The following is a 17,522-nucleotide window of genomic DNA, read 5'->3' as shown; positions in this document are numbered from 1 at the left end:
TATTTTGACGATTGAGCGTGTTACGATTTTCCACACGAATGATATACATAGTTGTTTTGATAATTGGTCACAAATAGTTGCTCATATAAAAGCTGAACGAGATGAACAAACACTGTACTTAGAACTTGGTGATCACGCAGATCGTAGCAATCCATTAACGGAAGCAATGATTGGAAGAGCCAACGTCGTATTATTAAATGAAGCACAAGCAGACTTTGTGACAATAGGGAATAATGAAGGCATTACTTTTTCAAAAGAACAGCTTGAGTCTTTATACGATCAAGCAACATTTCCAGTTCTTCTAGCCAATGTGTTTCACGCTGATGGGACTCGTCCTACTTGGGCAAAGCCATCTTTTGTGCACACTTTAAAAAATGGAATCAAGGTGGGAATGATTGGATTAACAGCTCCATTTGTCGCTTTTTATGAATTGTTAGGCTGGCGAGTGGTATCCCCAATAGAGACATTAAAAGAAATATTGCCAGGGCTTAGAGAAGAGGCCGATATAGTTATTCTCATGTCCCATTTAGGATTACGAAAGGATGAAATGATAGCTAATGAGTTCGAAGGAATAGATGTAATTCTAGGAGCCCATACGCACCATGTTCTTCCAAAGGGAAAATATGTGAATGACACCCTGATTGCGCAGGCGGGGAAAAATGGAGCCTTTCTTGGAAAAGTAGAGGTAGAATTTGATCAAAATAACAACCTTCTCTATCGAAAAGAAGCAACGTTAATAGACGTTACAAATCAACCAACAGATGAAACGACAGATCTGCTGTTAGTGGAAATGAAAGAAAAGACGAGTGCGCTCCTAGATGAAACGGTTGCAAACCTACCAAAGCGGTTGCCTGTAATGTGGCAAGAAAAAAGTGAGGCAGGGCAACTTTTATGCGATGCTGTAACACAGTGGTGTGGGGAAAAGATTGGTATGATAAATGCAGGGGTTCTTCTTGACTCTTTTGAAGAAGGACCGATTACAAAAGGGGATATCCACCGAATTTGTCCACATCCAATTAATCCTTGTGTCGTTCCATTAACAGGTGAAGAGTTAGAGGTAACGATCAAACGTGCGCTGACGCGGGAGTTGACTCATCTTGAGTTAAAAGGGTTTGGTTTTCGTGGGAAAATCTTGGGCAAAATGCTGTTTACCGGTATTGAGGTAGACGATACAGGTGGATCAATCAGGATCTTAGGAAAGTCACTTGAAAAAGAACAGGTATATCCCCTCGCTACACTGGATATGTACACATTTGGCTATTTATTTCCTGCAATTGCAGAATCAAAAAATAAGCATTACTTCATGCCCGAATTTCTTCGCGATGTCCTTGCCTGGAAGCTCAAACAAAATTGGACATAAATAGGTTCACGCCTCTTATAATATTTTCATATCGTATAAATGAGAATAATATGAGAATCTAATTAGGAGGGTGTAATCAGTGCTTGATATGAATCCAATTCAAATTGAAGGTGAGACGTTTATTGCTGTTACATTAAAGTTGCCTAAGACTAATTTTATGGCAGTTATGAATGATACAGGTTATATCATGTGCGGAGCACTAGACGTTGCCTTGTTAAATGAAAAGCTGAAAGAACGAAAAATCGTTGCAGGGCGTGCTGTTGGTGTCAGAACCATTGATCAGTTGTTAGAAGCTCCATTAGAATCAGTCACTCTAGAAGCCGAGCAACTCGGAATTACAACGGGCATGAAAGGCAAGGATGCATTGTTAAAAATGAAATATGAATAGAGGTCTTTCTATTAGTAGGAAGACTTTTCTTATGTATGCTGCCGTTAAAAGGTTATCGGTAGCATATTTTGTTTTAATATATATGTATACCTGCGATAAGTTTTAACTATTGGTATCAAAGTGAAAAAGTACAAATCTCTTTAGTGAGTGGATGTTCGAACGTATTCCGACGTTATTTAGTAAAGTGATCATATGTGAAAGCTATTTATTTGCAGACTGATTGTAATGTTGTAAACTTAATGTAATGATTATAGAAACAGAAGCGACTCTGGCTACTGCAAGTAGTGCAAATTAGTCTCTAGAGTAAAGAGTAAAGTGAAAACAGCTTAAGTAGAAAAAAGCGATTCGCTACTGTGCGAATTGCTTTTTTTGATTTAAAATCCCCATCTAATAAACATTGTTAATCGGCAACACTGGGATCCACCTACAGTGGCACTGAGTGTGAAAGTAACACCTGTTGGAGTGTAGGTTGTTTCTACAATTGAAGGAACTCCTGTTGATTTAATGATTTGGTCTACTTGTGTATCATCACTAGCCTGCGCAGCTTCCATTAATTGAACCATTGTTTCTTGGGAACTCACAAGACTGTTGATTACGATTCTGCCATGTTCTAATAATGTTAAATAGGCTGTTAATGAATTCTCGAAATATTCTATCGTAACTGGAGGGAAAGAAGATTCTGGTCTACGGTAGTAATATGGATAATACGGACCGTAATTTTGGTAAAACACTAATTTCAGTCCTCTCTTTACATGTATTGGATGTAGTCTATACACTATATGCAACATGAACTCTATACGTTAGCCAACCACAAGCTAGTCCAATTGTTTTTTAGTGAGAAAGCACTATTTATTGGTAATTTAGGTAATATTACAAAAAACATTTTGGAAAGTGAGTAATAAGTTGTAAAAAAATGAACTTGCCTATACAATAGATATTGTATATTATTTTGCAAATAATGAATTATTTGCAAAATAATAAAATTCATAGAAATAAGGGGGAAATTACACATGAAAAGGTTAAGTTTCTTAATGATGCTAGTTCTTATGTTAGTACTAGCTGCTTGTGGTGGTACAGAAGAAGCAGAGCCTGAAACTGATGGCGGTGCTGATGCTGGCGAGGAAACGGAAGACGCTGGCGATGCGGACGCTGGTGGATTCACTGATATTACAATCATGACAGGTGGAGAGCAAGGTACATACTTCCCACTTGGAGCAGCTCTTGCAAACAACATTATCAATGCGAACATTGAAAATGTAGACGCAGCTTCATTCTCTTCAGGTGCTTCAGTAGTTAACATTAATGGAATCGTTGACGGTGATGCTGATCTTGCTTTAGTACAAAACGATATTGCTTACTATGCGAGTGAAGGTATCAACATGTTTGAAGAAGATGGTGCATTAGAGGGATTTCAAGGCATTGCAACCCTTTACCCTGAAGTTATCCAAATCATTACGCCTGCAGATAGCGGAATTGAAACAGTTGAAGATTTAGCTGGCAAGCGTGTTGCTGTTGGTGACTTAGGTTCAGGTGCAGAAGCAAACGCGAAACAAATTCTTGAAATTCATGGAATCACATATGATGATATTACTGCAGAGTACATGAGCTTTGGTGACGCTGCTGGAAGCATTCAAGATGGTAACATCGATGCTGCTTTTATTACAGCTGGTTTACCAACTGGTGCAGTAGAAGCTCTTAAAGCAACAAAAGATATTAATCTAGTTTCGATTAGTTCAGAAAAGATTGCTGAATTAGCTGCTGAATATCCATACTACACAGAACATACAGTATCTGCAGATACGTATGACACTGAAGGAGATGCAACAACAGCTGCAGTTCTTGCAATGCTAGTAGTTTCAGCTGATATGGACGAGGACCTTGTTTATGAGATTACAAAAGCAATGTTCGAAAATACAGATCAATTTAGTAACGCTCACCAACAAGGAGCGAACATTACATTAGATACTGCATTAGACGGTATGCCGATTGATGTTCATCCAGGTGCACAACGTTATTTCGATGAGCAATAGAAATAAGAAGAAATACAGCAAAAAGGCATTGCTTATAAGCACTGCCTTTTTGTTCCTTATTATAACGATAAACATAGTGATCTTTTGGCCTAGTGAGAAAAAGGAATACTTTTTACAAATTTACCTACCTTATGCAGATATAGTTTTTTTTGAAGAACCTGTTCAGCCTGGTGCAACGTTTTATCATGAATATTTCCATTCCGTTGAATTATCACCAGTTAGAGAGCATTTTATAATTGGTGAAAACTATCAGATGATCGCGACAGAAAGCTGGTCGAAATCTTTTGGTGCCGGATTGCCATACGAAACAAAAGATAAACTTGAGAGAATAGACGGTTTTTTTGTCATACATGAGGAAAGGGAAATCGAACACCTAAATTTACTACCATCCGATTTATATCCTCATTTCTTTTTTTATGGTGAAAAGACGGTCGATTTATCAAGTGAATTAAGCGGAGAACGAATCCGTATCCAAGTAATCAAAAAGCATTAATAGTTACTAAGTAGTTGTGCTTAGTGACAATAAAGCAGACTTTTGTTCAATGAAAAAACTGATTTTTTTCGGGAACAACGGTAAATAAGATATAAGCTATATAGTGTGACATGATACTGTCACTATCAATTCTAATTAAACGTTTGATTAGTAAACGATAAACCTAGTCGTAAAGGAGTTGAAACGCTTGTCTAAGAAAGAAGAAATCAGCTATCAAGCAGATCCAGACATTGATAAGAAAGTTAATGAGCTAGCAGGCAGTGACCGTTCTGTTCGTGGATGGATGGCTTTATTAATTTTAGTTCTTACGATTCTCATGTCTATGTATCACCTTTATACAGCTGGATTTGGTTTAATGCCAGGAGTTGGGACGCGTTCCCATATGATCATCCACTTAACATTTGGCCTTGCGCTCGTCTTTTTGATTTTCCCGATAAAAAGAGGACTAGGTCAAACAAAAATTGTTTGGTATGATTTCATCATAGCGTTAATTGCTGTTTTTGTTGGGTATTATTTGTACGCTAACCAAGCATCAACATCGATCCTTACAGGACGTATGACCGACATGGATAAAGTGGTTGGTATAGCATTACTTGTTCTTATTCTTGAGGCAACGAGAAGAGTAGTTGGTAAGCCACTTGTCATTATAGCGGGCTTTTTTATTGCTTATTTCTTTTTAGGACATTACTTAAACCCTCCGTTTAGACATACACGAGCAAATTTTGAAAACTTTATTTATGAAATGACTTATACGACGTCCGGTATCTTTAGTACACCGTTGTCGGTTTCAGCCGTATATGTGTTTATTTTCATTTTATTTGGTGCAATTTTGGAAGCAACGGGTGCTGGAAAAATGTTTATCGACCTTGCTTTGAGAGCATTCGGTAAATATAAAGGTGGACCTGCTAAAGCGGCTGTTGTTTCATCGGGAATGCTTGGGTCCATCTCAGGAAGTTCAGTGGCTAATGCGGTTACAACGGGAACTTTCACGATCCCACTAATGAAAAAGGTTGGATTTCGACCACAGACGGCTGGGGGAATTGAAGTAGCAGCTTCTTCGAGTGGTCAGTTACTTCCGCCAATTATGGGTGCTGCGGCTTTCTTAATGATTGAATATACACCTTACACGTACGCAGAAATTATTCGCTCGGCAGCTATACCTGCCATTTTGAGTTATATTGCAATTTTATTTATGGTTCATATTGAAGCATCAAAACATAATATTAAAGGTTTACCAAAAGAAATGCTTGTGTCAGCGAGAAAAACGCTTATCCAACACGGGTACTTGATTTTGCCAGTTATCATTCTTGTATACTTTTTAGTTAGAGGGAATACGGTACCAAACGCGGCATTCTTCTCAATCGTTATTCTGTTAACATTGGCTGTCTTTACACATCGATTCCGAGAGAAGATGGGTTCAGGAATCATTATTGCAGCAATTGTTGGGGGATTTGCCTATGCAATGCACTTTGTTTTAGATTGGAACATTGAAATTGCCGTAATGGTCGCTATCGGTATCTTTGTAGCTATTTTTGTAGTCTTGTTACAAAAGAGCTTTAAAGTGGATTCAGCGCCTGTCCGCTTTGGAATGAGAGAGCTTTTTGCTGGATTTGAAATGGCTGCGCGTAACTCACTTACTGTTGTTGTCGCTTGTGCGACGGCTGGTATTTTAATAGGGGTTATTAACCTGACTGGATTGTCTGCGAAACTGCCAATTATCATTGTTGGTTTTGCCGGAGACAATTTGTATTTGGCACTTGCATTTACGTTAGTTGCTTGTTTAATCTTAGGACTTGGCTTGCCGACAACAGCAACATACGTTATCTTGGCTGCAATGGTTGCACCTGCCCTTGTTCAAATGGGAGTTCCTATTATGGCAGCTCACTTGTTTGTTTTATATTATGGTATTTTAGCTGACGATACACCACCAATCAATTTACCGGCGTATGCAGTGTCGGGGATAGCTAATTCAGAACCGATCCGAACTGGGATCCAAGGGTTTAAGTTTGACTCTGGTGCATTGCTATTGCCGTTTGTCTTTGCGACCAATACAGTCATTCTCTTATTACCTGAGAATGCAGGATTATACTCATGGCCGGTAATTGCACAAAATATTTTTACAGCATTACTTGGAATCGTAGCGTTTGTTGTCTTTATTCAGAATTTCTTCTTAGTGAAATTACACTACTATGAGCGTATTTTAGCATTTGGGACAGCGCTCGTATTTATTCACGGTTCATGGGTTACGGATGTAATTGGGATTGCTCTTTTAGTTCTACTAGTCGCGTTGCAGTATACGCGTAAAAAGAAGGTAGATAATGAAGGACAACTAGCCACGTCGTAATAGTGCAGAATATTTTTATGGGATATCTACTATAAAAAACAGGGATTAGATCATGACGAGATCTGAGTCCTTGTTTTTTTGTCTGAATAGAAGTTGCGAACGGGAATTAGATCAAATACAATGGATACCAAAGTCTGTTTGCAGATGGTTTGTTATCATGTAAAATTAGAAGCAAGAATAATTGCGGGGGTAGGAAAATGAATCAAGCTGATCAAGTCTATCTAGATCTATGTCAATACATATTAGCACACGGAACAAAGAAAGAAGATCGCACGGGAACGGGAACGATATCAATCTTCGGACACCAAATGCGTTTTAATTTGCAAGAAGGCTTTCCGCTATTAACGACAAAACGAGTGCCATTTAAGTTAATCGTCAGTGAGCTTCTTTGGTTTTTAAAAGGTGATACCAATTTGCGATACCTTCTTCAACACAACAACCATATTTGGGACGAATGGGGATTCCAAAAATGGATAGAGTCTGATGAGTATAACGGACCGGATATGACCAATTTTGGTCTTCGGAGCCAACAGGATGAACAATTCAATGCCGAATATCAAGAACAATTAAACCTTTATCAAGAGAAGGTATTACATGATGATGAATTTGCAACAGTATACGGCGACCTCGGAAATGTGTATGGCAAGCAATGGAGGAGCTGGGAAGGAGCAGATGGAAAAACGTACGATCAAATTCTTTATATTATCGAAGAAATCAAGAGGAATCCTGATTCACGTAGGCTTCTATGCAACGCATGGAGCGCTTCTGAACTTGAAAATCAGCAGCTTCCCCCGTGTCATTACGCTTTTCAGTTTTATGTGAATAACGGGAAACTAAGCTGTATGTTTAATATGCGCTCAAACGACGTCTTCCTCGGACTGCCATTTAACATCGCATCGTATGCACTCCTTACTCATCTAATCGCTTATGAGTGCAAGTTAGAAGTTGGCGAACTGATCTATACAGGAGCAGACGTTCATATTTATTCAAATCACGTCGAACAAATCAAAACACAACTACAACGCGAACCGCGAAACTTACCAACGATTAAGTTAAATCCCGAGCGAGATAGTATTTTTGATTTTGAGATAGAAGACATTGAGTTAGTAGGTTATCATCCACATGGAGCAATTAAGGCAGCAGTTGCGGTATAAAAGCAGCAAGAGATGTCAATAAGGGTCTGACCCCGATTAGTTAGCACAATATATAGAAGTTGAGCATTTGCACAACATGGTATATTGTCGTTAGGGGTCAGACCTTTTTTTGAATTAAACTACCTAGATAGTTCGTCTATTAGTTGTCTTGAGCGTTTGGCATTGCCTTCTGCAAAGTTTACTAAACGTGTTTTAAGTTCTTCATTATCGTGAATTCTCTCTGCTAGGATTAAATATTTCCTCATCATTTCTTCTTCTTGCACTAGACTTGTTTTCAATTCACTCAGAAGATATTCAGGGTTTAGGACATCTTCTAGATCACCATCACGATCGTAATCAAAATTGTGGTCCAACGGTATCACCTCTAGGTTTAAACTTATACAGATACTATAGGAATGTCCTATAGATCAATATTTATTCAGGCTTGATGTTACAGATTGAATACTCGTCTTATGTTAAGGAATCACAGCTGCGATCAAAATTCTCCGAACTAGTTATTGTTCACGATTTACTTACTGATGCATACTCCGTTTTAGCCAGGCTCTCCATTTTTAAACTTAATAGAGCATGTTCAAGAAGTTGGCAATGGCTTTACTCGCTACGCGTCCGTGCGAGAACTCCACTCTAACGGACTTAAAGGCATGTAGCGGCTTCGCTCACCGCTTATTTTTGAGAAATAAAGTACTATGTTCATTATAGAAATGAATTCGTAGGGCTAGAATGGTAAAGGTGTAGTATATAAATAAAGTTTTTATGAGGTTTGGATAATCGGGTGCGATAGTTGGTGAAATCTTATACCCATTTTAAAAAAAAGAATTGGTAGCACTTTTTTATTATCCGAATCATTCTTAAGGGAGAAGTTAAGTATGATTCGTATTTCAAACATTCAATTATTTGTCCTAATTATGGTCTTTGAAGTAGGCAGTACAACGCTATTTGCCTTAGGAATAGGGGCGAAACAAGATGCGTGGATTGTGATTTTGCTTTCAGCGATAGTTGGGTTGGCTCTGGTGTGGGTTTATACTCAATTCCCGAAGTACTATCCGAACCAGAATTTTTCTGAGATATTAAATGATGTAGTAGGAAAGGTTATCGCAATCCCGTTGCTTCTGCTATATGGTTTGTATTTTTTTGGTCAAGCAAGTCACAACTTTTATGAATTTGGATTATTAATCAAGATGACTGCTTTAGAAAAAACCCCGCTTATTGTAATATTGTATTTTTTTATCTTTGTTATGATTTATATTCTAAGCTTAGGCTTTGAAGTTTTAGCACGGACTTGTGAAATCTTACTACCATACTTAGTTGGCTTTCTAGTCATAATTTATATCTTAACTTTATTTTCAGGACAAGTTGACTTTAGTTCCTTACGTCCAGTTTTAGGAGATGGCCTGCAACCTATTTTAGGAGAATTGCATAGGGTTATCGCTTTCCCTTTTGGTGAAATGGTTGTTTTTCTTATGTTTTGGCATTATATCGACGATCAGAAATTAATTCGTAAGACCGCGTTACTAGCTGTTGGGATTGCAGCTTTTCTCCTAATGATCTCTTTGATTGTTATTGTATCTATATTAGATTCAGAATTGGCTGCAAATGTAGAAGTCCCTTTATTAGAAACGATTTTAACAATCAACATAGCAGAAATTATAACGAACTTAGATAGTATAGCCGTCTTTATCATGTTTATTGGAGGGTTTTATAAAACGGCTTTACACTTCTGGGGTTTTTCTTTGGCGATGACGTGGCTGTTTAATGTTAAAAGCTCAAAATGGATTATGGGTATTTCGGGTCTACTTCTTCCGTTATTTTCTATCTATCGGTTTCCAGGTTTTGCACAGCAAAGATGGATAGGGGAGATGGGGCTTACGACTATTTTAATTTTTTCTTTCCTGCCAGTTTTGTTGTGTGTCATTATGTTTATGAAACAAAGAAAAAAGTCTTGAATGTAAAAGGAGAATCAACATGCCGTCTACTCAGACAATCATAAAAGAGGACTTACTTAATGGTATCCTCCTGATAGGAGGGACACTTTACATCGTAGTCCTCTTTCTTATCATGCTCTATCATACATTTTCCTTCCTGTTTAACCGGAAACGGTAAGTCTTTGCATCATTGCTTCGGTTCCAATGGACCTTGCAATAACACAGAACTTGTAAGTTCTACATTTGCATTAACGGTGTAGGGAACTTCGGTAAAACGTTCCTGCCAGTTGTCCTTGACGTTGTTCCAAACATCTGGATACTCTTTACTTAATGCTCTTCCAAAGCCAAAGATATCAGCTTGAAAGTCTTGTTGTGCTTTTTTTACGACTATATCAATTTCTTCTTCGATCCTTTTTTTGTTTTCTTCTTCAATTTCTCTTAAATAATCAACTTGTTGCTGTCGATCATCGAATTGACCGGTCGTTTGCTGTTCGGTGAGTCGTCCCTTCTCAGTAACGTCAATTGTGAAGGAGATTTGATTTTCTCCGTTTACTTCTGGTGTAATTTTAGAACTTACATCTAGGACTTCAACCGTTACATATTTGCCTTCTTCACGAACAGAGGGGAGCGAAATAGCACCAGTATCGGCGGGTCCATCCCCTGTTAGCCAATGATAACCTTCTGTTTCACGTTCATTCAAAAAACCTTTTAATATATCCTTTTGAAAAACAGCTCCTCCTGTAAGTTTTACACGTTCAAATGGTTTAGTTTCTATTTTATCTATACTTAGAACCCCTGCGACAGGGTCTTTGCCTTCACCTAATGTTTCTTTCATGAAAGTAAGAATATTGATAGTAGCTGCGTTGTTTTCAGCATTATCAATTAGGCTATTTAAATAGTTTGCAGGAATCCGTGCTATGTTATCTGACTTTATTTCTAATATCTTTTTTGCTTCAGTCCCTTTAGCGATACAAAGCCATACATAGCCTCTTATTTCTTTGCCTCTTTGAAAAGGGTCCATTATTGGGACTAGTCCTTCCTTTGCGATCTCCTCGCTAATAACAATGACTTTATTATGGGCGAAGAAACCTTTTCTGTCGGTTGTTTGATTCGCATTTCTCATCGCTTCAAAAATAGTTTTTCCAGTTGTTGTAACTAATAAAAAGGGGCGTTCTGGACTCGGTGTTTGCGTGCTTTCGGCAGAGGGTCTCAGGAATTGTGACGTAATTTCATATTCTCCTGTATCAGGATCTTTATCGATTGCTATTGCGGCAACGATTCCGATTTCAGTTAATTCCTTACGATCCCAACACCCTGTAACTAGTAACAAGCAGATTACAATTATGACTATTCGCATCAACTTTGACCCTCTCCTTTGTTCGCATTCGGATGATTGGGTTTGTTTTTTTGTCCTTGCCTTTGCGAATTTTTCCACACGACTGAAATTGGTCTTACTTTCAGCTTCCATAATGGAAACCGTAAAATGGAGTCTTTCCACCCCTCAAAGATAATTGGACCAATTGGAGCTAAATAAGGGGTCCCAAAAGAACGTAATGAACACATATGACCTAGTATTAAAAGAGTTCCCATAAGAATGCCGTAAAAACCAAGTGCAGCTGCTAAGAATAGAAGTAAGAACCTTGATAAAATAACCGCATCATTTAATGCTGTGACCACAAAACCTGTAATGGCTGTCAGAGCAACAACAATAACCATCGGTGCACTCACGAGCCCAGCTGTTACGGCAGCTTCTCCAATGACTAACGCTCCGACAATACTAATCGCAGAACCGACTGGACGTGGCATTCGAACCCCTGCTTCTCGGAGTAATTCAAAAACTACGGACATGAGTACAGCTTCGATAAATACCGGAAAGGGCACTTTTTCTTCAGCGGCGGCCATTGTCGTTAGAAGAAGAGATGGGACCATTTCATGATGATACGTTGCAACAGCAACAAATAATGCAGGAGTAGCAACAGTTAAAAATAAAGCTAAAATTCGTAACAACCTCATCAGTGAAGCTAAATAAGGTCGTGAATAATAATCTTCTGCCACTTGTAATGTTTCAACAAATAAGTGTGGAACCGTTAATACAAAAGGGGTTCCATCACAAAAGATAGCAATCCTGCCTTCTAATATTTTGGCTGCAACTTTATCAGGTTTTTCACTATTTGCAATCGTTGGAAAGATTGAATAAGGATGATCCTCAATATACTGTTCAATGTACCCTGATTCTAATATCATATCTGTGTCGATTCGAGTTAAACGCTGTTTTACTTCTTCAACAATTTTTGGATTCGCAATTCCGTCTATGTAGCCGATTCGAACGTTTGTTTTTGTCTCTTTACCAATTTTCATGCTTTCAAATAGAAGATTTGGATTATTAATCTTTCTGCGAATTAAAGACGTATTTACTTTTAGAACTTCGTTAAATCCTTCTCGTGACCCTCGTACGCTTGATTCAGTATCTGGTTGTTCTACATTTCTTGATTCAAAACCTTGGGTGCCAATAAGTAAAGCTGAATCATATCCATCTATAAAAATAACGGTTTGTCCTGATAATATTTGTTCTATTACATCCTCCATCGTGTTTGCTTCATTAATACTTGATGTGCTTAATATTCGGTTTTTTACTACTGTTAGACAATCATCATTTCCTGGATAGTTTATTGTGAAGTTAGGTTCCATTAATGGTTTGATGATATGTAAATTAATATATTCTTCATTAGCTAAACCATCTAAAAAACAAACAAACACTTTAATGGGTGGGTCGAAATAGACCTCAATTTCTCTAAATTTCACATCGGCACTTTTTCCTAGTACGTTTTTTAAGTGATCAGAATTTTTCGCTAAATGTTTTTCAATTTTAATTTTATTGAGAGTTTTGTTTTCTTGAGGCTTTGAAGTTTTGTATGACTGAATTTTTTTAGCGATTCGAAATTTCTTTAGCACGATTTATTCCTCTTTCAACACAAATTTATGCCTTATATTATATTGTTTGTGAAATTAAGGAAATCATGCAATTTTCTCTGATTCTTTCTAGTGATGGGTAAGATGAGTTGATTTGAAAGGATGAGATAGAATAGTGGATGTTTGAATATGTCTGGTAGTGTGGATGTAGGTGAAATCAGCCCCCTCTTACTTGACTTTTTAACTTGATTATAAGAAGAGAAGGGGCGGTGTTATGTTGCAAGATGATCGATGTTTTAAGGGGGGATCAGTCAGAGTTTGTGCGATCTGTCATCCGCCAGTTGATAAAGCCGACAACGACAAACAAAAGAAATAAAGCAAAATATACTCGGTTTGACCAATTTCCAAAATCAGTAAAGGCGAGGAAAAGCCAAAGTAGAGCTGCTACAAAGTAGATGATGCTACCTATTGGGATCTTTTTCACAATTACGTCCTCCTTTGTGGTGCTTGACACGCCTCGAAGCTTGTCGATTGCTCCACTGCTTACGTATTTCTTATTATTAGTAATGAGAAGGTTATTTATCCTTAATGTCCCTCCATTAGGTCGAAATGTACTCTAATACATGTCTCTTCATCTTTTGTAGTGACAGTCTGTGCTTTTTAAATTACTCAAATACATATTTTACTCTACCTTTTCTTCTGAATAAGTAAACATCAGTAGATAAATACCAGGTACGCCCCGAATTTTGACTCATTCAAACAGTTTTTTTAGAATAGTGTCGGTTATTGTTGGACGAAAGTTATAGGGAATTTAAAATGATTGCCGAATTACTAGTATGGGGAATAGGAATAGAAAGAGAGGAGATGGAATTATGGACAACATTAGAGAGTTTAAAGTGAAAAACCATTATTTAGTCGAGATTGATAATCAAGGGGATATAGATTATAGAGAGAAAGTAAAGACATGGAGTTGGGATATATACATTGCTGCAAATGACCATCAGGAATATCGTGGGAAGGCACTTGCACCTGGAAAAGGGATCGAGATCCCATGGACAGAATTAAGTAAAGCTGATTTACTTGAAGAAATGATTGAAATTTGCGAGAGGCAAATGCCTAAGCATTCATAATAGAAGTTATCAAGAAATGACTTGGATAATAAACATATAAACCGCTAGGCATTTAAACCTAGCAGTTTTTTTGTTTTTCATTTGATCACTAAAAAGTTTTTTAAGTTAAGAGAGATCATAGTTTTTTTTACTTTGAATAGGTCATAACAAAATGTAAAACGGTTGTGGATGAAGTAGGGTTTATATATGCATGTTCTCTGTCTCCACTAAACTTAATTGAATCATATTCATAAAGATGGTAAGAGTCATTTTCAATTTGAATTAGTACTTCACCTGACATCACTGTTACATACTCAGTCACTCCAAGTTGATGTGCACCTGGTTTGTATTCACTGTGTGGCTTTAAGAATGCACGGTGTATTTCGCTAGAACCATGGTGAACACTATCAAACATTGGCTCAAGTGTACAGGCCTCATTTGCACTCAGCACTTTATTCCCCTTATGTTTACGGGAAATGGTGATGTCTGCATTTTCATGTAACAATAAGGATAGAGGGATGGAGAGACCATTTGCGATTTTCCAAATAACTGTTAGAGAAGGATTGGCCTCGCCTCGCTCGATATTTCCTAACGTTAATTTGCTTACGTCAGTTGCCTCAGCTAATTGTAGTAAACTCATTCCTCGTTTTTTTCTGATTTCCCTCAACGTTTCTCCCACTTGTCTCGCTATTTTTTCAGCTTCGTGTTGATCCATAAAGACAACCTCCTTACATAACGTTGGTAATATTCTGAACAATAAAGTATATTATACTTTAGCTATGATATAATATATTATACACTACGTTTGGTAGAAAGGTTGAGAGTATGAAAGAAATCATGATCGGCATTATTGCATCAATGTTTTTTGCCGTAACCTTTATTTTAAATCGTTCAATGGAATTGTCTGGCGGCAGCTGGCTTTGGAGTTCCTCATTGCGATTCGCTTTTATGGTACCATTTTTATTTTTAATTGTACTTTTTCGTAACAATTTAAAACAAGTTTTTATTGAAATGAGAAAACATCCATTTCAGTGGTTAGGTTGGAGTTTTGTTGGCTTTGGTTTATTTTATGCACCTATAACGTATGCTGCGGCATATGGTCCAGGTTGGTTAGTTGCTGGAACTTGGCAACTAACGATTGTAGCAGGAACACTTCTGGGACCTTTGTTTTTTGAAACAAATAGTGATAAAAAAGTCCGGAATAAAATACCAAAGAGGGCTCTTGCAATTTCGCTACTTATCTTGGTTGGAGTTAGTCTAATGCAACTGCAAAAAGCTCACAGTCTCACAGTTCATACAGTTACAATTGGGATGCTACCTGTGGTCGTAGCGGCTTTTGCTTACCCATTAGGAAATCGCAAAATGATGGAACTATGTAAAGGAAGGTTAGACTCGTTTCAGAGAATCTTAGGAATGACTTTAGCGAGTATGCCATTTTGGGTTGTCATTGGTGTAGTTGGTTTTCAAACAGTGGGAAGTCCTTCAACCGATCAAATTGTGCAATCATTTATTGTCGCCATTAGTTCAGGCGTCATTGCGACAACCCTATTTTTTATTGCGACCGACCGCGTCCGCCATCATCAAGGGAAGCTTGCAGCTGTGGAAGCTACACAATCAACACAAGTACTCTTTGTGCTAATTGGTGAGGTGTTGCTTTTATCGACGCCTTTGCCAAGTGGTATAGCTGTAATAGGTTTATCATTAATTGTTATTGGAATGCTGCTTCATAGTTATTTTATGAAAAAGCTAAACGTACCTGTGCAGTTTGTTAAGAGAAGCGAACATCGTATGTAATGGAATGCCCTCCTTCATGATTGATGATGGTCATAAAGGAGGGTCTAATGCCAAGTGTGTCTTAGTAAATATATACACAAATCTTACTGCAATGCTTTATCCAACTCAGAAAAACCGATCACTTTTAATGCCTCAATTTCTTCGTCGGAGAACCGCTCTTGTAGCATCGTAAGTAACTCTTCTCTTTTTTCCTCATCAACTCCATGACGGACACTTTGATAAATGCTAATCAGTTCTGTTAATGAAAAGTGTTTTAATACGGCCTCCATTGCCTCATCTGATGTTGCATATACGAGTTCTTGGTTTTCTTCTTCTTGGCTGTCATTCATTTTATCTAATTCATGTTCTATTTTTAAATCCATAGATTTCTCATCATTCCTTTGTTCTAAGCTTGTATCATACTCTGACTCTTTCACAAAAGAGGCGAAGGGGCGGTTATTATCGCTATGATAATAACCGAGTAAACTAGGTATAGCAACACAAAGAATGACAAAGAAAACGCCTGCTACAACTGCTTTTAACATAGTGTCCTCCTTATTGGTTTGTGCAAATGATTGACATATACTGATTTATTCTTAACTATGTAATATATAAGTAGACAAGTGAGAATGCCAATCGAGTTGATGATAACGTCCAAAAATCTTCCATCTCGTTCAAAAAAGGGCTGAAAGAATTCTGAGATAATGGCGAAACAAAAGCTAAATAGGAATCCGTATCTTGCTTCTTTCCATGCTAAAATACTTAAGACTGCAAGTGTAAAAAAAGCGAGGTAGTGACCAAGTTTTTGCAATAGAAACAGATCACTTGCTCCAGTCAGGGAATAGGTATTAAAAAAGGTTGAGAACCTAGGTTGTAATGTAAACGAAAACTGAATGATCCCGTTCATCCAAAGCTCTCGAAAATTCTCTGTAAATAAAAAAGGAAGTAAAATGAGGAACCAACATCCTAACAATAATTTATATCTATACATTATGACTCACCTCACTACAAGCAAGTGTAGTCATTCTTTTTTCATTTCAAACATTCGAGAGGTATTAAGTACCTCCGAATGTACATAACAAAAGCCCGTATCACGATCTGGATTGATCATTTCTACAGGCTTTAATCAGTGACATTATAGATCACAGAATGTTTGGTGATTATCGATTTCAGAGCAAATTAGTAGTCTTAATTCTTCTTCTGTTGCTTCATATAGTTGGCGTCCGTCAGGCATTTTAAATAACTGATTTTCTAAAAGGGTGTCGATAATTTGTTCTTTATCGATCTTAGGTGGGGTAAAAAAAGACATAACGTCACTCCCTTTTGCATAATAGTACCAATGAAAAAAATGTAAGCGTTTACAATATCGATTATAAAATAAATGGTAAGTCATTGTCAACTAGTAAACAAGTTGAATTTGCTAATTAGGCGGAAATATAAAAGCTAAATTTAGGAAAAGAGGGAGCTAGATTTATTGTCGGATCAGCATTTTATGGTACGATAAGAAAAAATGTTGAAAGGAATGAGTAGTTCTATGATTTCTTTTGTTGTTGCAATGGATCGTAACCGTTTGATCGGGAAAGAAAATCAACTTCCATGGCATTTGCCAGCTGATCTCGCTTATTTTAAAAAAGTTACAACGGGACATACGATTGTAATGGGAAGAAAAACGTACGAGTCGATTGGCCGTCCTTTGCCGAAAAGGAAAAATGTTGTACTTACAAGGAGCAAAGATTATGAAGCAGAGGGCTGCGAAGTTGTGCACGACATTTTTGAAGTCCTGCAAATGGCAAAGCAAGAAGATGAGTGCTTTGTGATTGGAGGAACAGAGGTGTTTAAACTGTTTTGGGATTATGTTGATCGCCTTTATGTTACATATATTGATGAAAATTTTGATGGTGATACGTTTTTCCCAGAAATTGAAGCTCAAAACTGGAACATAGTATCAGTTGAAAAGGGAATGATGGATGAGAAAAACCGTTATCCACATGAGTTTCGAATCTATGCACGAAATATGAGTTAGGTTTGCATAAACTTTT

The 17,522-nt window shown here is 37.5% G+C and carries 19 protein-coding genes; 10 read left to right on the top strand and 9 right to left on the bottom strand.

Annotation, left to right across the window (positions count from 1 at the left end):
- Positions 1–4 precede the first annotated feature (4 nt).
- A complete protein-coding gene (locus SLH51_RS15085; protein ID WP_335962181.1) occupies positions 5–1,360 on the top strand; it encodes a bifunctional metallophosphatase/5'-nucleotidase in 1,356 nt (451 codons plus the stop codon).
- A gap of 88 nt (positions 1,361–1,448) precedes the next feature.
- Positions 1,449–1,748, top strand: a complete 300-nt coding sequence (locus SLH51_RS15080) for a YunC family protein (RefSeq protein WP_390183773.1) — start codon at positions 1,449–1,451, stop codon at positions 1,746–1,748.
- Between the two features lie 374 nt (positions 1,749–2,122).
- Here SLH51_RS15080 and SLH51_RS15075 read toward each other — a convergent pair whose 3' ends face one another.
- Positions 2,123–2,479 (bottom strand): YuzC family spore coat inner layer protein, encoded by a 357-nt coding sequence (locus SLH51_RS15075; protein ID WP_335962177.1) that lies wholly within the window; start codon positions 2,477–2,479, stop codon positions 2,123–2,125.
- A 279-nt stretch (positions 2,480–2,758) separates the two neighbouring features.
- Between SLH51_RS15075 and SLH51_RS15070 the strand changes: the two genes are divergently transcribed.
- The 4 genes from SLH51_RS15070 to SLH51_RS15055 all read left to right on the top strand — a co-directional run bounded on the left by SLH51_RS15070 (position 2,759) and on the right by SLH51_RS15055 (position 7,769).
- Positions 2,759–3,778 (top strand): TAXI family TRAP transporter solute-binding subunit, encoded by a 1,020-nt coding sequence (locus SLH51_RS15070; protein WP_335962176.1) that lies wholly within the window; start codon positions 2,759–2,761, stop codon positions 3,776–3,778.
- Positions 3,768–4,271 (top strand): DUF1850 domain-containing protein, encoded by a 504-nt coding sequence (locus tag SLH51_RS15065; protein ID WP_335962174.1) that lies wholly within the window; start codon positions 3,768–3,770, stop codon positions 4,269–4,271. Before SLH51_RS15070 ends, SLH51_RS15065 begins: the two co-directional genes overlap by 11 nt.
- Before the next feature lie 187 nt (positions 4,272–4,458).
- Positions 4,459–6,615: a TRAP transporter permease gene (locus tag SLH51_RS15060; RefSeq protein WP_335962173.1), complete on the top strand. Its 2,157-nt coding sequence runs from the start codon at positions 4,459–4,461 to the stop codon at positions 6,613–6,615.
- A 197-nt stretch (positions 6,616–6,812) separates the two neighbouring features.
- Complete coding sequence (locus SLH51_RS15055) at positions 6,813–7,769, top strand: thymidylate synthase (protein WP_335962172.1); 957 nt, start codon at positions 6,813–6,815, stop codon at positions 7,767–7,769.
- A 119-nt stretch (positions 7,770–7,888) separates the two neighbouring features.
- On the opposite strand, the gene SLH51_RS15050 is transcribed toward SLH51_RS15055, so the two are convergent.
- On the bottom strand, positions 7,889–8,122 hold the full coding sequence (locus SLH51_RS15050) for a hypothetical protein (protein WP_335962171.1): 234 nt from the start codon (positions 8,120–8,122) through the stop codon (positions 7,889–7,891).
- Between the two features lie 513 nt (positions 8,123–8,635).
- On the opposite strand from SLH51_RS15050, the gene SLH51_RS15045 reads away from it, so the two are divergent.
- Entirely contained in the window at positions 8,636–9,712 is a 1,077-nt protein-coding gene (locus tag SLH51_RS15045) for a GerAB/ArcD/ProY family transporter (protein ID WP_335962170.1), read from the top strand.
- Positions 9,713–9,878: 166 nt separating this feature from the next.
- Here SLH51_RS15045 and SLH51_RS15040 read toward each other — a convergent pair whose 3' ends face one another.
- The 3 genes from SLH51_RS15040 to SLH51_RS15030 all read right to left on the bottom strand — a co-directional run bounded on the left by SLH51_RS15040 (position 9,879) and on the right by SLH51_RS15030 (position 13,085).
- Positions 9,879–11,048 (bottom strand): Ger(x)C family spore germination protein, encoded by a 1,170-nt coding sequence (locus SLH51_RS15040; protein ID WP_335962224.1) that lies wholly within the window; start codon positions 11,046–11,048, stop codon positions 9,879–9,881.
- Positions 11,048–12,643 (bottom strand): spore germination protein, encoded by a 1,596-nt coding sequence (locus tag SLH51_RS15035; protein ID WP_335962169.1) that lies wholly within the window; start codon positions 12,641–12,643, stop codon positions 11,048–11,050. Before SLH51_RS15035 ends, SLH51_RS15040 begins: the two co-directional genes overlap by 1 nt.
- Before the next feature lie 265 nt (positions 12,644–12,908).
- Positions 12,909–13,085, bottom strand: a complete 177-nt coding sequence (locus SLH51_RS15030) for a hypothetical protein (protein WP_335962168.1) — start codon at positions 13,083–13,085, stop codon at positions 12,909–12,911.
- Positions 13,086–13,473: 388 nt separating this feature from the next.
- On the opposite strand from SLH51_RS15030, the gene SLH51_RS15025 reads away from it, so the two are divergent.
- A complete protein-coding gene (locus SLH51_RS15025; protein ID WP_335962167.1) occupies positions 13,474–13,731 on the top strand; it encodes a hypothetical protein in 258 nt (85 codons plus the stop codon).
- Between the two features lie 127 nt (positions 13,732–13,858).
- On the opposite strand, the gene SLH51_RS15020 is transcribed toward SLH51_RS15025, so the two are convergent.
- Positions 13,859–14,425, bottom strand: a complete 567-nt coding sequence (locus SLH51_RS15020; RefSeq protein WP_335962166.1) for a helix-turn-helix domain-containing protein — start codon at positions 14,423–14,425, stop codon at positions 13,859–13,861.
- 110 nt (positions 14,426–14,535) lie between these two features.
- Here SLH51_RS15020 and SLH51_RS15015 point away from each other — a divergent pair, with 110 nt between their 5' ends.
- Positions 14,536–15,504, top strand: a complete 969-nt coding sequence (locus SLH51_RS15015) for a DMT family transporter (protein ID WP_335962165.1) — start codon at positions 14,536–14,538, stop codon at positions 15,502–15,504.
- Between the two features lie 83 nt (positions 15,505–15,587).
- Here SLH51_RS15015 and SLH51_RS15010 read toward each other — a convergent pair whose 3' ends face one another.
- The 3 genes from SLH51_RS15010 to fbpA all read right to left on the bottom strand — a co-directional run bounded on the left by SLH51_RS15010 (position 15,588) and on the right by fbpA (position 16,792).
- Positions 15,588–16,028 carry a hypothetical protein gene (locus SLH51_RS15010; RefSeq protein WP_335962164.1) on the bottom strand — a complete coding sequence of 147 codons (441 nt, stop codon included), beginning with the start codon at positions 16,026–16,028 and terminating at the stop codon, positions 15,588–15,590.
- Positions 16,022–16,474 (bottom strand): VanZ family protein, encoded by a 453-nt coding sequence (locus tag SLH51_RS24485; protein ID WP_390183770.1) that lies wholly within the window; start codon positions 16,472–16,474, stop codon positions 16,022–16,024. Before SLH51_RS24485 ends, SLH51_RS15010 begins: the two co-directional genes overlap by 7 nt.
- A gap of 144 nt (positions 16,475–16,618) precedes the next feature.
- Positions 16,619–16,792, bottom strand: a complete 174-nt coding sequence (gene fbpA / locus SLH51_RS15005; RefSeq protein ID WP_335962163.1) for a Fur-regulated basic protein FbpA — start codon at positions 16,790–16,792, stop codon at positions 16,619–16,621.
- Positions 16,793–17,017: 225 nt separating this feature from the next.
- On the opposite strand from fbpA, the gene SLH51_RS15000 reads away from it, so the two are divergent.
- Positions 17,018–17,506, top strand: coding sequence for a dihydrofolate reductase (locus tag SLH51_RS15000; RefSeq protein ID WP_335962162.1), 489 nt, complete (start codon positions 17,018–17,020; stop codon positions 17,504–17,506).
- The last annotated feature ends 16 nt before the right edge of the window (positions 17,507–17,522 follow it).

The organism is Halalkalibacter kiskunsagensis, assembly GCF_037027555.1.
Taxonomy (GTDB): Bacteria; Bacillota; Bacilli; order Bacillales; family Bacillaceae_D; genus Halalkalibacter; species Halalkalibacter kiskunsagensis.
The sequence above is the reverse complement of the archived record's forward strand: the minus strand, read 5'-3'. Positions and strand labels throughout refer to the sequence as shown.

What these genes read in the sequence shown, in the direction of transcription:
- SLH51_RS15080 (WP_390183773.1), top strand. Translation starts at nt 1,449, where the DNA reads ATGAATCCAATTCAAATTGAAGGTGAGACGTTTATTGCTGTTACATTA.
- SLH51_RS15070 (WP_335962176.1), top strand. Translation starts at nt 2,759, where the DNA reads ATGAAAAGGTTAAGTTTCTTAATGATGCTAGTTCTTATGTTAGTACTA.
- SLH51_RS15065 (WP_335962174.1), top strand. Translation starts at nt 3,768, where the DNA reads ATGAGCAATAGAAATAAGAAGAAATACAGCAAAAAGGCATTGCTTATA.
- SLH51_RS15055 (WP_335962172.1), top strand. Translation starts at nt 6,813, where the DNA reads ATGAATCAAGCTGATCAAGTCTATCTAGATCTATGTCAATACATATTA.
- SLH51_RS15045 (WP_335962170.1), top strand. Translation starts at nt 8,636, where the DNA reads ATGATTCGTATTTCAAACATTCAATTATTTGTCCTAATTATGGTCTTT.
- SLH51_RS15040 (WP_335962224.1), bottom strand. Translation starts at nt 11,048, where the DNA reads ATGCGAATAGTCATAATTGTAATCTGCTTGTTACTAGTTACAGGGTGT.
- SLH51_RS15025 (WP_335962167.1), top strand. Translation starts at nt 13,474, where the DNA reads ATGGACAACATTAGAGAGTTTAAAGTGAAAAACCATTATTTAGTCGAG.
- SLH51_RS15020 (WP_335962166.1), bottom strand. Translation starts at nt 14,425, where the DNA reads ATGGATCAACACGAAGCTGAAAAAATAGCGAGACAAGTGGGAGAAACG.
- SLH51_RS15015 (WP_335962165.1), top strand. Translation starts at nt 14,536, where the DNA reads ATGAAAGAAATCATGATCGGCATTATTGCATCAATGTTTTTTGCCGTA.
- SLH51_RS15010 (WP_335962164.1), bottom strand. Translation starts at nt 16,028, where the DNA reads ATGTTAAAAGCAGTTGTAGCAGGCGTTTTCTTTGTCATTCTTTGTGTT.
- SLH51_RS24485 (WP_390183770.1), bottom strand. Translation starts at nt 16,474, where the DNA reads ATGTATAGATATAAATTATTGTTAGGATGTTGGTTCCTCATTTTACTT.
- fbpA (WP_335962163.1), bottom strand. Translation starts at nt 16,792, where the DNA reads ATGTCTTTTTTTACCCCACCTAAGATCGATAAAGAACAAATTATCGAC.
- SLH51_RS15000 (WP_335962162.1), top strand. Translation starts at nt 17,018, where the DNA reads ATGATTTCTTTTGTTGTTGCAATGGATCGTAACCGTTTGATCGGGAAA.